The following is a 15,224-nucleotide window of genomic DNA, read 5'->3' on the forward strand; positions in this document are numbered from 1 at the left end:
GAGTTCTTATGCTTCTTGAGCAACAGGATATACGCTCACTTGTTTGCGGTCACGACCAAGACGCTCAAAGCGTACTACGCCGTCAACTTTCGCGTATAAAGTGTCATCGCCACCACGACCAACGTTAACACCTGGATAAATTTTTGTACCGCGTTGACGGTAAAGAATTGAACCACCTGAAACCGTTTGACCATCTGCGCGTTTAGCACCAAGACGTTTTGACTGAGAGTCACGACCGTTCTTTGTACTACCTACACCTTTCTTAGATGCGAAAAACTGAAGATCTAATCTTAACATACGTTACACCTCCTGCACTTTTTCTATTAAACGGATATACTTTCCGTAATCAAGTTCAATCGTCTTAAGTGAAACAACCAATCCTTCTAAAAGGATTTGTGCTTTTTCTGCTGTATGAACGTCTAAATCATTAGGCAATTCATACGTCAAGAATCCGCCATCACTTCCGAGTTCAATAGTTGCCTGCACATTACAAAGTTCTTCCACTGCATTTATAGAACCAAACACAACCGCTGTAGTTCCAGCACAGACAAGATCTTGTCCATGTGGCGCATAATTGGCATGTCCAGTCATTTTAAATGATCGGATACTTCCTAGTTTCGTGCGACTTATCGTAATCTTAATCATCTTAACCAGAATTAAGCGTTGATAGCTTCAACTACTAGCTTAGTGTAAGGTTGACGATGACCTTGTTTCTTACGATTGTTCTTTTTCGCTTTGTATTTGAAAACGATGATTTTCTTAGCGCGACCTTGTTTTTCAACTTTCGCAGTAACTGTTGCACCTTCTACAACTGGGCTACCAACTTTCACGTTTTCGCCACCAACGAAAAGAACTTTGTCAAAAGTAACAGTTTCACCAGCTTCAACATCTAATTTTTCAATGTAGATTGCTTGACCAGCTTCAACTTTAATTTGTTTTCCACCTGTTTCGATAATTGCGTACATACTTGCACCTCCTCTTAATTACTAAGACTCGCCAAAAACGAGGTAGACATAAAATGTCTTTAGGGAACCTGTCTTGTGCGGTTGTAGCATATAGCAGTTTAGGTGCTATAAACTATAACATAAAAATATTACCATGACTCATTGACTATTGTCAATGAATGTTCTGCTAACTATTTTTTCCGTTCTACAATTTCTTTCTTACTTCCAAAACGGATAATAGCGTACTTTTCGATAATATCATCTTTGAAATAAATTTCAAATGGAATATTTTTTTGTAATTCTTTTTGTGAAAAATGTTTTTGTACTTTTTTTGAAGCACCAATCAATACAGCTTCATCCTCTATATTACCATAAGTAATAAGCTCTCTCTCTAGCTCATACGCAATTGTTTCATTAGATATAACGTAACCTGTCGCTTTACAAGGCGCACACTCTTCTAATAATACGTCACGTAACGAATGTTTCTTGCGCTTACGCGTCATCTCTAAAATACCTAACTCTGTAAACCCAAGCACTCTTGTATATGTGCGATCATCTTGTAAAGCTATCATTAAACGCTCTCTTACCTTCTCTTTATCTTCCCGTCTTTTCATATTAATAAAATCAATTAATATCATCCCGCCAATATCACGAAGTCTTAATTGACGAGCAATCTCTTCAGCAGCCATTTCATTTGTGCGAAATACGGTATCTTGTAAATTTTGTTTTCCAGTAAATTTACCTGTATTCACATCAATTACAGTCATCGTCTCCATTTGTTCTACAATTAGATAGGCACCATTTGGTAGCCACACAATTTTTTGAAGTGCTTTCTCGATTTCACGATCTATTCCAAAATGGTTAAACATCGAAGATTTTTCATTATAAAAGGATACTCTTTCTTTCCCTACTTTTTCTTCTAATTCTTTTACTATACTTCTCGTATCTACAACTATTTTTTCAATTGTTTCAATTGGGTTCTCCTGAAATACACGATCTAAAAACGTCGCTGGTTGATGAAGTAGTAAGGGCGCCTTCCCTTGATCTTCTTTTCTTTTTAACTCTTCATATAACTGCTGCAACCCTTGCATTTCAGCTTGTATTTCATCGATCGTTCCTTTTTCAGAAGCAGAACGGAAAATGTATCCACCTGTTCCTTCTACTTCAATTCCCAGTAACTGTTGTCTTCTTTTATTATTTTTTATTTTCCGAGAAACAGCGCGCATGTCATCATAGGGCATGTAAACGACATATTTTCCGGTAACTTCTATCTTCGCCGTTAATTTTGGCCCCTTCGTATCAATTGCCTCTTTCACAACTTGTACAAGTATCGCCTGTCCTTCATGTATGCGATATGAAGATGGTACATCATCAAATGAAAGATATGCATGTTTTTCTAATCCGATATTTACAAAGGCTGCGTTCATTCCAGCAATTGTTCTTACGATACGCCCAACATAAATATGTCCGACAATCTCCTGCTCTTCATTCCGTTTCCATAAAAGCTCGACAACTTTTTGCTTCTCTTCTATCGCAACACGCTTTTCCGAACCAGTGTAGTTAATATATAACGTCTTCAAAATTCTTTCCTCACTTTTCATTTCTTTTCCTTACAATATAAAAGGTTAGTGTCGTCGTCAACACTAACCAATTAATTCTTCAACAGATGAGGTTGTTCGTTTTTCAGCAAAATACGCATACAACAATTCATTTTCGTCCAATGTGTAATGCTCTTTATATTTTCCATGGACGATAATAGAGTGTTTATATCCTCTGCGAAATTTTGTGAAAATCGTATATAAATGATCTTCCGTTTTCACCTCAATAGGTGCTATTTTTTCAATATCTCTTTTATTCCCATAATAACGCTCTAATAAAAAACGCATAAATGCGTACCGTCTTTGTTTCCATTCTTGATATAAAGAAATCGCTAGAAAAACGAGTAATACCCACATCATAATGTTATTACTATTCCAAAGTAACTGCCATCCTAATATTACACTAAAAAAAACACATGACAATTTCATCATCTTTTCATGTGCTTGTAAATAGGGAAAACGATATGATAATACATTAAATAATACTTTTCCACCATCAAGTGGCCAAATAGGCAATAAATTAAACCCTAAAATAATGACATTATTCCATACAAAGAAATGGTACAAATCGTCAGTTACCCAGCCCGCTTTATACAAAATGTAAGCGACCGCAATCATCCATATATGCTGAATTGGCCCCGCCATAACGACAATTAATTCTTCTTTTAACGATTTGTTCCCATGTTCTTCCATCTCAACTACGCCACCAAACGGCAAAAGCTGAATTTGTTTAATACGCCAATTATAATACGCTGCGGCAAAAGCATGCCCAAGTTCATGAACTAAAACGATACAAAATAGTAATAGTAACTCTTTAAAACGTGCTGTAAAAATACCAATGACAATAATAACCCAAAACAACGGATGCACAGAAATTTTCGTGAAAACATCCCTATATTTAATCAAATGAAATCACCTGAATTGGATCAATAAATTTTTCATTCTTTTTTATTGCAAAATAAAATTTGCCATTTTTATTATTTTCATCATTACTCACTATTCCAATTTTTTGTTTCTTTGAAACGTAATCATATAATTTTACTGACATATCATTTAAATTTGCATACCATGACTCCGTGCCATCAGCGTGCTGAATTTGAACTGTATTTCCAAGTTCCTCTTTCTTGCCCGCAAAAACAACTATACCTTCATTTACTGACTCCACCGTTGCATTTGTAGCCGTTTGAACAAATACACCCTGGCCGTTTTTTTGAAATCCTTGCATCACCTTTCCAGAGGCAGGAATCGCATAATTCTTTTGCTGAATAGTCTCTTCTTTTTTCTCATTTGGAGAAAAGAACACGAGAGGTTTTCCAAACTGATTTTCATACCATTTCGATATAGTAGCAAATTGAAATTCTTCTTGCATAACTTTTTCTGTAACAGCTCTAGTACCATCAAAAGAAGAAGGTGCGTTCTTAAATAAAATAGCAACCGAAAGAACTAATATTGCTGATAGCAAAACTTTGAAGAGAAAAACTTCTTTTCGAAATAGAGGATGAATTTCCTTCTCCCCCTCTTCAATAAAGACCGTTTCGCTATCAAAATCTCCTCCCGCAAAATACCGCTCTTCTTCTAGCAATTCTTGCTCTGCTTTCCTTTTCGCAATCCGCTTTTTAATTTCTTCCACACGTCTATTCTTCATACTGTCTCCTTTCTTTCGTTAGCCTTATTCAAATAGAAACAGTTATATACAGTTTGTACATATGTATGAGTTATAGAAGGAAGATATTCATGCGAAGAAAAAAGAAAGCACTCCGCATTTATGCGAAGTGCTTTTAACGGATTCCAAAGAAATTTTTCATCTTTGTAAATACCGATACTTTTTCTTGTTCAAATGCTTGTAATGGTACATTCTCACCTAACAAGCGTCTTGCAATATTACGATAAGCTATTGCTGCTTTCCCACTAGGTTGCAGTGCTACAGGTTCACCTGTATTCGTAGCACGAATAACTTCATCATCATCCTCGACAACTCCAAGAAGCTCGATTGACAGTGTACGTACAATTTCATCAACGTCTAACATATCCTGTTCATGAAGCATATGACTACGCACACGGTTAATGACAAGTTTCGGTGGTTCAATATCCTCTTTCTCTAAAAGCCCGATAATACGATCCGCATCACGCATTGAGGATACTTCTGGTGTTGTTACAACGATTGCTTTATCCGCACCTGCTACTGCATTTTTAAACCCCTGCTCAATCCCCGCAGGACAATCAATTAATATGTAATCATAATCTTGACGTAATACTTGTATTAATTCATCCATTTGTTCAGGTGTTACCGCCGATTTATCGCTCGTTTGTGCTGCAGGTAATAAATAAAGATCATCAAAACGCTTATCTTTAATAAGAGCCTGAGGTAAACGACAACGCCCTTCAACGACATCAACAAGATCAAATACAATACGATTTTCTAGCCCCATTACTACGTCTAAATTGCGTAAACCGATATCTGTATCAATTAAACACACTTTTTTTCCAGATAACGCAAGGGCTGTACCAATGTTCGCAGACGTTGTAGTTTTACCTACTCCGCCTTTTCCAGATGTAATTACTATTGCCTCTCCCACAGCTATACAATTCCCCTTTCTAACTTTGTTAAATTAGGTCTAAGATGAGTGAGAAGTTGCAGGCGATCGACAACAATGTGATGGTTCTCATTAATGTACGCACATTCTGCCGCCTCTGCTCCGTCTTCTTTCTCTTCCGGAGCCCGCATTGTCACATCACTAATTCGGAGTTGCATAGGGTTCATAATAGATGCAGCAATAACAGCTTCTGAATCTCCATCATACCCCGCATGTGCAATTCCTCTTAATGATCCCAAGACAAAAATATTCCCCCCAGCGATAACCGTTCCGCCTGGATTAACATCTCCAATTAATAATAAATTGCCTTTTACATGTAACACTTGTCCAGAGCGAACAATTTTGGAAATAGGGACAATTTCTGTTTCTTCTTTCCAAGCTATTGCTTCTGCTTTTGTTATAACATCACTTTCGATTGATTCTACAACAAGGTTCTTCTTATTGCGAATTAACGTACGAATCTCTTCTTGTTGTACTTCTGTTAAATAGCGATTTCCTACTTTAACACGCACTTCAATTAAAGAACGTCCGTCACTCTCATAGTAATGTGTAGAAAGCTTTTCATCCAATTCTTTTAGTAGCTCAGAGAATGAACAGCAATCATCTAAATGAAGTGTTATTCCATCTTTTGTCCCTTTTATCGTTACATTTTGTTGCTTTTTTTCTTCCACTAAAGTTCACCCCACCGATTCAATTCGACATAAAATTAGAAAATCCTTTTTTCTTTTTCTTCTATCGCTTTTGAAAGACGCACTAAATATCGTCTCAGTGGGAAACAAACTATTAATAAGAAAATTCCATTTAGCAATAAAGTAGCAAGGAGACGATCTGTGAAAAAGACAGATGCTGACATGTGAGTACGTCCTAACAAAGTTAAAAACCCATACACATAATACTCTAATGCTGCAATGCCAGCCAGTACGATAGAAGCGACAATAAATAAATTCAATTGTAATACTTTCATCACACTATAAACTAAATAAGCTAAAATCGGATAAGCAAATATATATATACCGACAAGTTCCGTGTATACGGTATCAAATAAGAAACCAAATAATAGTCCGTAGTAAATCCCTTGAACCGGACTATAGTACACTGTAATAAAACATAACACAATTATAAAGAAATGCGGTGCTGCTATACTGCCTTTCCAAAAGACGTCTGTTGGAACAACAGTAGAGAACATATTTTCAAATAAAAAAACAAAAAGGAGCAAAAGAGGAAGAGCTGCTCTTTTTAAAATCGTCATCATCTCTTCTCTCCCTCCTATTCTAACGACGCTGTAGGCATATCACGTTTTGCAACTATAATATGCTCTACATCATTCAAATCAGCGGATGGTTTTACATAAGCCGTTTTTGTTAAACCGTATGGATCTGGCTGAACATCAACAATTTTCCCAATCGCAAGACCTTTAGGGAAAATATCACCAAGTCCAGATGTTACAACTAGTTGATCTTTTTTCACCTCTGCATCAGAGCTAATCTTTGTGAAAAGAAGTAGTTGTTTTTCTTTATCGTAACCTTCAATCAATCCAAAGATTTTTTCGTCCCCTTGTACAATAGCAGAAACACGGTTTGTTCGGCTCATAGAACTTAACAACTCTACTGATGATGTAAACTGAGATACACTTTTCACTCGTCCAACTAAACCTTGTGAAGTTATTACAGCCATATCTTTTTTAATTCCTTGCTGTGCCCCTTTATCAATTCCAACTAGATCGTACCATTTGTCGGGATTACGAGAAACAACAGTAGCTGGAATTTCAGTATAACCGCTATTTAACTCTTTTTTACCCGTTAACTCTTGTAGTTTCTTTTTATCATCTTCTAATTGCTTTACGTCACCTGATAACTTTGCATAGTTATCTAATTTTGCTTTTAATTCTTTATTCTCTTCATACGTGCGCTTTACATCTTCTACGTTCTCGAAGAATCCGGCAACATAATTCGCTGGCTTTTGGAATACACGTTCTACAACACCGACAGTATCTTTTATAAACTGCTCTGGCCATGATAAACTGTTCCGTTCTTTCAATGAGATTCCAATCAATGCCACGAGAAGAATAATACTAACTAACAAAACAATTAATCTTTTGTTTAAGAAAAACTGTGGCACGTTCACACCCTCTTAATTTCATTGATTTTTATTTTGCAATATTATCGAGCAGCAGTTTTGAAAAGGTCGATATTGTCTAATGCTTTACCCGTTCCAATTGCTACGCAATCTAATGGATCCTCTGCAACAAGAACTGGCATATTTGTTTCTTCACTAATAACTTTATCTAAGTTACGTAGTAATGCCCCGCCACCCGTTAATACGATACCACGGTCCATAATATCCGCTGCTAATTCAGGTGGAGTTTTTTCTAACGTATTTTTAACTGATTCTACAATTGCATCTACTGTATCTTTTAATGCATCTGCAATTTCTTCTGGTTGAATTAGTACTGTTTTTGGTAAACCACTTACTAAATCACGACCGCGAATTTCCATAGGCTCAATACCTTCTGGCTCGCCTGCAGAACCGATTTCTAATTTTAATGCTTCTGCTGTTCTTTCACCGATCATTAAGTTGTAGCTTTTCTTAATGTACTGAATGATTGAATCGTCCATATCATCACCAGCAACACGAACTGATTGACTTGTTACAATACCACCTAAAGAAATAATTGCAACTTCTGTTGTACCACCACCGATATCAACAACCATACTACCAGTCGGCTCCCAAACAGGTAAGTTTGCACCAATTGCTGCTGCAAATGGCTCTTCGATTGGATAAGCATCACGAGCGCCAGCTTGACGAGTCGCATCGATTACTGCACGTCTTTCTACAGCTGTAATACCAGATGGTACACATACCATTACATATGGTTTACGTGAGAAGAATCCATTTGATTTTTGAGCTTGTTGAATGTAGTATTTCATCATAATTGCTGTTGTTTCGTAATCAGCAATTACACCATCTTTCATAGGACGAAGTGCCACTACGTTTCCTGGTGTACGACCAATCATTTGTTTTGCATCGCTACCTACCGCAACGATTTGTTTCGTATCAGTTTGTAATGCTACTACTGAAGGTTCACGTAAAACTACACCTTTCCCTTTCACATATACAAGCGTATTCGCTGTTCCTAAGTCTATTCCAAGATCGCGAGTAAATCCACCAAATCCAAACATATCATTTATCTTCCCTTCTTATTTTCACGGACTCATTTTTCTTACTTTATATTTATAAAAACAGTACGTTTTTTTATATCTGCATCCTTTTTGTAGATAATTTTCTACAAAAAACTCATAAATCACATTATAAAACAAAATAAGTAAAAAGAATAGTCTTAAATATGACCTTTTTCCTTTAAACTCACGAATTTATGGTCACCTATTATGATATGATCAAGTACTTCAATTCCGATAATTCGACCACATTCTACTAATCGTTTTGTAACTTCAATATCTTCACGGCTCGGCGCCGGATCTCCTGAGGGATGGTTATGAAGACATATAATAGAGGCTGCTGCCCGACGACGGAATGCTTCTTTAAAAACTTCCCTTGGGTGCACAATCGACGTATTTAAACTTCCAATAAAAATAGTTTGCCTATGTATAACTTGATTTTTCGTATTCAAATATAAACAAACAAAATGCTCCTGTTGCAAAAAACGCATCTCTTCCATCATATAACTCGCACAATCTTCTGGACTTCGAATACTATATCTATTTTGATATTCTAAACGTACCATTCTTCTACCTAATTCAAAAGCAGCCATAAGCTGCGACGCCTTTGCAATCCCAACACCATGAATGCTCATCATCTCTTCTAACGTTGCATCCTTTAACATTCGTAAGCCGTCAAAATGATGTAGAATATTATCTGATAACGTTAACACCGTTTCTTCTTTAGAACCTGTTCTGAGTAAAACTGCAAGAAGTTCTCGATTCGATAAACTTCCTGCTCCTTCTAACAATAAACGCTCCCGTGGCTGCTCTTCTCTCACAACATCACGAATACCGTTCATCTCTCCACCCCTTTTTTTACGATTTCTCCTAAAGAAAACCCCATGCAATTTTACACATGGGTTACATCGCTATCAAACTGTTTTAATTCACGGACAAGACGCGCAATTGGCAAGCCAACTACACTGTAGTAGTCCCCTTGAATATGTTGAACAAAAATAGACCCTTTACCTTGAATTCCATAGCTTCCTGCCTTATCAAGTGGTTCCTTCGATGCAACGTATAGGTCTATTTCTTCTTCTGTTAATCCCCAAAATGTTACTTCTGTACGTTCATAAAAAGTTACCGTTTTTTCTTTCGATATAATTGCAACACCTGTGTATACTTCGTGTGTTTTCCCTGATAATAATTGTAGCATTTCTTTCGCCTCAGCCTCATTAGACGGCTTTCCAAGAATACGTGAATCATATGTAACAATTGTATCTGCACCTAATACAACGTGATCACTATGATTTTCTGCCACAGCAGATGCTTTTTGCAAAGCAAGCGACATAACAATATCAGAAGGTGATGAATATGCACCAATCGTCTCTTCTACTTCACTAACAACGATTTCAAATGGCACATCAGCTAATTCAAGCAGTTCCTTCCTCCTAGGTGATCCTGAAGCTAAAATAATTTTCCTCATATTTTCTCCTTCCCTTCTCGCATGAAGCAGAATAATTCAAATCAATCGTATCAAAGGAATAGTTTCCCCACAAATTCTAGAAATATCATTTTCTCTAAACAAAATAATAGTTCTTTTTAAATACGATTATATTCTGCCCATACAGAAAGCACTTTGCTCTAAATTCAAAAGAAAAGAAAGAAGTATATGTACTTCTTTCCCCTTCATCATTATCTTATTATTTTACTTTTTGTGAAACCATTTTTTCGTACGAAAGTAATCCATCAATAATAACTTGATTTAATTTAGCTATAGATTCCTTATCGCTCTTCCCTTCCTTAATCGTTTGCACCGCTATTGACGTATACGTATAAAGCTTCTTTGCATCTTCACGCTTCATACTCTTCCCTTCCTTTTCCATAGCTTTCCACTCTTTTTGAATCGCTTCTATATCTTTTGGATTACTTTTTCCACTAGTTTGTACGCTGGACATATATTTTGCTAAATGAGTATATAATGGCTGCACTTTCGCTAAAAACATTCCTACTTCTTTATCATTTTTGAGCAATGCTTTATCTGTAATATCCCAATTTTTTTTCAAAACTGAAACACCATCTTGCTTATACTGATCTATTAATTGATTAACAGCCTGTTCATCGCTCGTAATAGCAACAACTAACGCATACTTATCACCACTCGGTTTCAAAGTAGCCACGCCCCCATTACTTTTCCACTCTTCAATAGCAGCCTGTCCTTTTTCTTCAGAGGAATAAAGCCCTCCTTGAACGAAAAATAGTTTCATTGGTTCTAATGACGTTCCTACCTGTGCTTTTGGTTTTTCCTCTTTCGGTGTTGGTGTTTGCTCTGCCGTTCCACCCACCTTTTGTTCCTCATTACCTGTCTGCTTCGAAGCCGTTACCTTACCTTCTCCTGTCGTCCCTTGTCCAGTTAATAAATGAATCATACCCATCCCAAATGCAGTACCGATAATTATTGCAGTTGCAACGATTGCGATTATTGTATTGCTCCACTTCTTTCGATATTTTTCCATAGATACTGATTTCGCTTTTTGAAACGGAACGACATTTTTCGGTCTCTCACTTTCTGCTATCATCCAGTCAAACTCATCCTTCTTTTTTTCCTCATACTTCGCTTCTGTTCCATTTACTTTCACCGAGATCGTTCGTGATTGCTTGTCCATACACTCACACCTCACCTCTTGTCATTGTCCGCATCATATCATATTCATTCCACAAAAAAACGAGATATTTGTCAGAGGAATTCGTCAAATAACCCTATATTATTATCTTATATGTATGCATTTGACTTCATTTGTAGAACAAAAAACTAGATAGCAAAGACTATCTAGTTTTTCTCGCGAATATATTTTCTAACTTCGGAAATGAAATACAAAGAACCTGTTATGATAAAAACATCATGTTCTCCTATCATGTCAACCTTTGTATCAATTGCCTCTTTCCAATCTTCAAAAACTAATTTTGACTCTTGTTGCGAATACGATGCAAGCTTGTCAGCAGAAATGGCACGATCAAAGGCAAACGTCGTAAATATTATTTCATCAGCAACTTTTTCTAATTGCCCTACCATGTTATGTAACTGTTTGTCACCAAGAGCAGTAAATAAAACTATTACATTCTTCTTTTTATAATGTGCCTCTACTGTTTTTACAAGACTTTCAATACCTTCTGGATTATGAGCACCATCTATTATAATATCTGGATTACTTTGTAACTTTTCAAATCGACCAATCCAGTAGGCTTCTTGTAAGCCAGCTTTCATCTCCTCTTCATTAATTAAAAATGATAAATATGTTTTTAAATACATTACTGCCATAAGCGCTAGCGCTGCATTGCCTACTTGATGAATACCTTTCATTGAAATTCGAACATTTTCAAACGAGGCAAATGGACAATCAAAATCAAAATGTTCCCCATCTTTATTAGAATGTTTATGTAGTATTGTAAACTGTTTTCCAAGTTCATATAAGCTTGCATGGTTTTCCTTAGCAACCTTTTGAATTACTTGCAATGCTTCTTCATTTTTCACACCAGTAATAACTGGAACACCAGACTTAATAATCCCTGCCTTTTCATATGCAATTTCTCCTAGTGTATTGCCTAAAATATGCATATGATCGTGGCCGATATTCGTAATAATCGTGAGAACCGGATGAATAACATTTGTAGAATCAAATCTTCCCCCAAGCCCCGTTTCAAATAAAACAACATCACAGAAATTAACTTTACCGAAATAACAAATTGCCATTACTGTAATGATTTCAAACTCAGTCGCTTCTCCTAAGTCCGTCTCATCTAATTTTTCAACGACTGGCTTTACCATATTTACAAGTTCCGCAATCTCTTCATCTGCAATCGGTATTCCATTTACACTAATACGTTCATTGAATGTTTCTATGTAAGGCGATGTAAACGATCCTACTTTATATTTCGCGCCTTCTAACATGTAGCGCATATATGTTAAAGTTGAACCTTTTCCATTTGTGCCGGCAAGATGAACACATTTTATATGACGCTCTGGATTTCCGAGTTCTTCTAACATCCATTGCATTCTTTCTAGTCCTGGTTTTATCCCAAATTTCAATCGGCTATGAATCCAGCCTATCGCTTCTTCGTATGTATGTATCACGTTTGCTATTCCCCTTTCAAAAGACAAACTTCGTAATTCTATTATACGCAAAGAAAAGAGACTCACCAATATAGTGAGTCTCTGAAAAACATTTTTATTTCTCAAGATCAGCTAGACGTTGACGAACCGCTTCGCGTTTCTCTAGATAATCTTGTTCTTTCGCACGCTCTCCGTCAATAACTTCTGCAGGAGCTTTCGCTACGAATCCTTGGTTTGAAAGTTTCTTCTGTACACGTTCTACTTCTTTATCGAACTTCTCAAGTTCTTTTTCAAGACGCGCTTTCTCTTCATCAAGATTGATAAGATCAGCTAACGGTAAGAATAACTCTGCACCTGATACGATTGCAGTCATCGCTTTTTCTGGCGCTTGTAAATCAATCTTAATTGTTAGTTCACTTGGGTTACAGAAACGCTCAATGTAAGAACTGTTTTTCGTAAGCTGAGCTAGTACTACCTCATCTTTTGCTTTAATTTGCATTTGAACTTTTTTGCTCATTGGTGTATTTACTTCCGCACGGATGTTACGAACAGAGCGAATGATATCAACTAGAAGGTGCATTTCTGCTGCCGCTTCTTTATCTTGTAAATCTTCGCAAACTGTTGGCCATGCTGCTACTGTAATAGACTCGCCTTCATGCGGTAAATGCTGCCAAATTTTCTCTGTTACAAATGGCATGAATGGATGTAATAGACGCATCGTTTGGTCTAATACGTAAGCTAAAATAGAACGAGTTGTTTTCTTAGCTGCTTCATCTTCACCGTATAGTGGAAGTTTCGCCATCTCAATGTACCAGTCACAGAAATCATCCCAAATGAAGTTGTATAATGAACGACCAGCTTCACCAAACTCATATTTATCCATGTTACGTGTTACACTTTCGATTGTTTCGTTTAAGCGAGTTAAAATCCACTTATCTGCAACTGATTTTTCACCAGTTAAATCGATTTCTTCATACTTCATGTCATCCATGTTCATTAATACGAAACGTGATGCGTTCCAAATTTTATTAATGAAGTTCCAAGTAGATTCTACTTTTTCCATGCTGAAACGTAAATCTTGACCTGGTGCACTTCCTGTTGATAAGAAGTAACGCATCGCATCTGCACCGTACTTCTCGATAACATCCATCGGATCAATACCGTTACCAAGAGATTTACTCATTTTACGTCCTTGCTCATCACGAACTAAACCGTGAATTAATACATCTTTAAATGGACGCTCTCCTGTAAACTCTAAACCTTGGAAAATCATACGAGATACCCAGAAGAAGATGATATCATAACCAGTTACTAAAGCATCTGTTGAATAGAACTTTTTAAAGTCTGCTGCATCTTCATTCGGCCAGCCAAGTGTTGAGAATGGCCATAATGCTGAACTGAACCATGTATCAAGCACGTCATTATCTTGATTCCAGTTTTCAAGATCTGCTGGCGCTTCTGTACCTACGTATACTTCACCAGTTTCTTTATGATACCAAGCTGGAATGCGGTGTCCCCACCATAATTGACGAGAAATACACCAGTCATGAATGTTTTCCATCCAGCGTAAGTATGTGTTTTCAAAACGCTCTGGTACGAACGTTACTTTTTCTTCTTCTTTTTGTTGAAGTTCTACCGCTTTTTCTGCAAGTGGAGCCATTTTTACGAACCATTGTGTTGATAAATAAGGCTCAACAACTGCACCGCTACGCTCACTATGACCTACTGAGTGCATATGAGGCTCGATTTCTACTAATACGCCAGCTTCTTGTAAGTCTTTCACTAACTCTTTACGGCATTCGAAACGATCCATACCGTTATACTTACCAGCTTTTTCGTTCATCGTTCCATCTTCGTTCATTACTAAAATACGTGGTAAGTCATGACGGTTACCTACTTCAAAGTCATTCGGATCATGAGCTGGTGTAATTTTTACAACGCCTGTTCCGAAGTCTTTTTCTACGTATTCATCAGCAATAATCGGAATCTCTCGGCCTACGATTGGAAGTGTAACTGTTTTTCCGATTAAATGTTTGTAGCGATCATCTTCTGGATGAACTGCTACCGCTGTATCACCAAGCATTGTTTCTGGACGAGTAGTTGCAAGGCGAATGTGACCAGAACCGTCTGTTAACGGATAGTTCATATGGTAGAATGCACCTTGAACTTCTTTATGAATTACTTCAATATCAGAAAGAGCTGTGCGTGTTGCTGGATCCCAGTTGATGATATACTCACCGCGGTAAATTAAGTCTTTTTCATATAATTGAACGAATACTTTATTAACAGCGTTAGATAAACCTTCGTCTAATGTGAAGCGTTCACGAGAATAGTCTAGTCCTAAACCAACTTTCCCCCATTGTTGACGAATGTGAGAAGCGTATTCTTCTTTCCATTCCCAAGCTTTTTCAAGGAATTTCTCACGACCAAGATCGTAACGTGAAATACCTTCTTCACGAAGTTTTCCTTCTACTTTCGCTTGCGTTGCGATACCAGCATGGTCCATTCCTGGAAGCCATAATACATCGTAACCTTGCATACGCTTTGTACGAGTTAAAATATCTTGAAGCGTCGTATCCCAAGCGTGACCTAAGTGTAACTTACCAGTTACGTTCGGAGGTGGAATTACAATTGTATATGGTTGTTTCTTCTCATCTCCTGTTGCTTCGAAATATTTGCCTTCAAGCCACCACTTGTAAAGGCCTTCTTCAACGGACATATGATCATATTTAGTTGGTAAATTATTTTCCGTATTTGACATTATTTTCCCTCCTTAAAATAAAAAATGCCCCTCATCCAAAAAAGGACGAGGGACATCG

Annotated in this window: 16 protein-coding genes and 2 other annotated features (1 of these 18 running past the window's edge); all 16 genes read right to left on the reverse strand. The window is 37.0% G+C overall.

All coding sequences use genetic code 11. The features are described 5' to 3' along the window. Window positions 1–6 precede the first annotated feature (6 nt). The 16 genes from rpmA to SB773_RS20280 all read right to left on the reverse strand — a co-directional run bounded on the left by rpmA (window position 7) and on the right by SB773_RS20280 (window position 15,166). Window positions 7–297, reverse strand: coding sequence for a 50S ribosomal protein L27 (gene rpmA, locus SB773_RS20205; RefSeq protein WP_000944957.1), 291 nt, complete (start codon window positions 295–297; stop codon window positions 7–9). Between the two features lie 3 nt (window positions 298–300). Beyond that, window positions 301–645: a ribosomal-processing cysteine protease Prp gene (locus SB773_RS20210; RefSeq protein WP_002138477.1), complete on the reverse strand. Its 345-nt coding sequence runs from the start codon at window positions 643–645 to the stop codon at window positions 301–303. An 11-nt stretch (window positions 646–656) separates the two neighbouring features. After that, window positions 657–965 (reverse strand): 50S ribosomal protein L21, encoded by a 309-nt coding sequence (rplU, locus tag SB773_RS20215; protein ID WP_000270907.1) that lies wholly within the window; start codon window positions 963–965, stop codon window positions 657–659. A gap of 14 nt (window positions 966–979) precedes the next feature. Continuing rightward, window positions 980–1,058 (reverse strand) — a sequence feature (ribosomal protein L21 leader region). A 77-nt stretch (window positions 1,059–1,135) separates the two neighbouring features. Then, on the reverse strand, window positions 1,136–2,545 hold the full coding sequence (locus SB773_RS20220) for an Rne/Rng family ribonuclease (protein ID WP_410591723.1): 1,410 nt from the start codon (window positions 2,543–2,545) through the stop codon (window positions 1,136–1,138). A 42-nt stretch (window positions 2,546–2,587) separates the two neighbouring features. Then, complete coding sequence (locus SB773_RS20225) at window positions 2,588–3,448, reverse strand: M50 family metallopeptidase (RefSeq protein WP_002088816.1); 861 nt, start codon at window positions 3,446–3,448, stop codon at window positions 2,588–2,590. Next, window positions 3,441–4,187 carry a M23 family metallopeptidase gene (locus SB773_RS20230; protein ID WP_113734162.1) on the reverse strand — a complete coding sequence of 249 codons (747 nt, stop codon included), beginning with the start codon at window positions 4,185–4,187 and terminating at the stop codon, window positions 3,441–3,443. Before SB773_RS20230 ends, SB773_RS20225 begins: the two co-directional genes overlap by 8 nt. Before the next feature lie 133 nt (window positions 4,188–4,320). After that, window positions 4,321–5,118, reverse strand: a complete 798-nt coding sequence (minD, locus tag SB773_RS20235) for a septum site-determining protein MinD (protein WP_000503308.1) — start codon at window positions 5,116–5,118, stop codon at window positions 4,321–4,323. Window positions 5,119–5,120: 2 nt separating this feature from the next. Then, window positions 5,121–5,807 (reverse strand): septum site-determining protein MinC, encoded by a 687-nt coding sequence (gene minC / locus SB773_RS20240; protein ID WP_410591726.1) that lies wholly within the window; start codon window positions 5,805–5,807, stop codon window positions 5,121–5,123. Window positions 5,808–5,842: 35 nt separating this feature from the next. Then, on the reverse strand, window positions 5,843–6,388 hold the full coding sequence (mreD, locus tag SB773_RS20245) for a rod shape-determining protein MreD (protein WP_002015371.1): 546 nt from the start codon (window positions 6,386–6,388) through the stop codon (window positions 5,843–5,845). Window positions 6,389–6,402: 14 nt separating this feature from the next. After that, a complete protein-coding gene (mreC, locus tag SB773_RS20250; protein ID WP_060751108.1) occupies window positions 6,403–7,254 on the reverse strand; it encodes a rod shape-determining protein MreC in 852 nt (283 codons plus the stop codon). A gap of 41 nt (window positions 7,255–7,295) precedes the next feature. Beyond that, on the reverse strand, window positions 7,296–8,315 hold the full coding sequence (gene mreB, locus SB773_RS20255) for a cell shape-determining protein MreB (RefSeq protein ID WP_002015369.1): 1,020 nt from the start codon (window positions 8,313–8,315) through the stop codon (window positions 7,296–7,298). A 158-nt stretch (window positions 8,316–8,473) separates the two neighbouring features. Next, window positions 8,474–9,154: a DNA repair protein RadC gene (radC, locus tag SB773_RS20260; RefSeq protein ID WP_410591729.1), complete on the reverse strand. Its 681-nt coding sequence runs from the start codon at window positions 9,152–9,154 to the stop codon at window positions 8,474–8,476. 50 nt (window positions 9,155–9,204) lie between these two features. Continuing rightward, window positions 9,205–9,780, reverse strand: a complete 576-nt coding sequence (locus SB773_RS20265) for a Maf family protein (protein ID WP_410591731.1) — start codon at window positions 9,778–9,780, stop codon at window positions 9,205–9,207. A 217-nt stretch (window positions 9,781–9,997) separates the two neighbouring features. Further along, window positions 9,998–10,960 (reverse strand): stage II sporulation protein B, encoded by a 963-nt coding sequence (locus tag SB773_RS20270; RefSeq protein WP_410591733.1) that lies wholly within the window; start codon window positions 10,958–10,960, stop codon window positions 9,998–10,000. A 164-nt stretch (window positions 10,961–11,124) separates the two neighbouring features. Next, on the reverse strand, window positions 11,125–12,426 hold the full coding sequence (locus SB773_RS20275; protein WP_044442392.1) for a bifunctional folylpolyglutamate synthase/dihydrofolate synthase: 1,302 nt from the start codon (window positions 12,424–12,426) through the stop codon (window positions 11,125–11,127). Window positions 12,427–12,520: 94 nt separating this feature from the next. Then, window positions 12,521–15,166 (reverse strand): valine--tRNA ligase, encoded by a 2,646-nt coding sequence (locus SB773_RS20280; RefSeq protein ID WP_410591736.1) that lies wholly within the window; start codon window positions 15,164–15,166, stop codon window positions 12,521–12,523. 38 nt (window positions 15,167–15,204) lie between these two features. Further along, window positions 15,205–15,224: a binding site (T-box leader), on the reverse strand (it continues 212 nt past the right edge of the window).

It is taken from the genome of Bacillus sp. SIMBA_074, assembly GCF_046534555.1.
GTDB lineage: Bacteria > Bacillota > Bacilli > Bacillales > Bacillaceae_G > Bacillus_A > Bacillus_A mycoides.

Coding starts and splice junctions, on each gene's coding strand:
- SB773_RS20210 (WP_002138477.1), bottom strand. CDS start 645: ATGATTAAGATTACGATAAGTCGCACGAAACTAGGAAGTATCCGATCA.
- mreB (WP_002015369.1), bottom strand. CDS start 8,315: ATGTTTGGATTTGGTGGATTTACTCGCGATCTTGGAATAGACTTAGGA.
- SB773_RS20230 (WP_113734162.1), bottom strand. CDS start 4,187: ATGAAGAATAGACGTGTGGAAGAAATTAAAAAGCGGATTGCGAAAAGG.
- SB773_RS20265 (WP_410591731.1), bottom strand. CDS start 9,780: ATGAGGAAAATTATTTTAGCTTCAGGATCACCTAGGAGGAAGGAACTG.
- radC (WP_410591729.1), bottom strand. CDS start 9,154: ATGAACGGTATTCGTGATGTTGTGAGAGAAGAGCAGCCACGGGAGCGT.
- SB773_RS20270 (WP_410591733.1), bottom strand. CDS start 10,960: ATGGACAAGCAATCACGAACGATCTCGGTGAAAGTAAATGGAACAGAA.
- SB773_RS20280 (WP_410591736.1), bottom strand. CDS start 15,166: ATGTCAAATACGGAAAATAATTTACCAACTAAATATGATCATATGTCC.
- rpmA (WP_000944957.1), bottom strand. CDS start 297: ATGTTAAGATTAGATCTTCAGTTTTTCGCATCTAAGAAAGGTGTAGGT.
- SB773_RS20220 (WP_410591723.1), bottom strand. CDS start 2,545: ATGAAAAGTGAGGAAAGAATTTTGAAGACGTTATATATTAACTACACT.
- rplU (WP_000270907.1), bottom strand. CDS start 965: ATGTACGCAATTATCGAAACAGGTGGAAAACAAATTAAAGTTGAAGCT.
- mreD (WP_002015371.1), bottom strand. CDS start 6,388: ATGATGACGATTTTAAAAAGAGCAGCTCTTCCTCTTTTGCTCCTTTTT.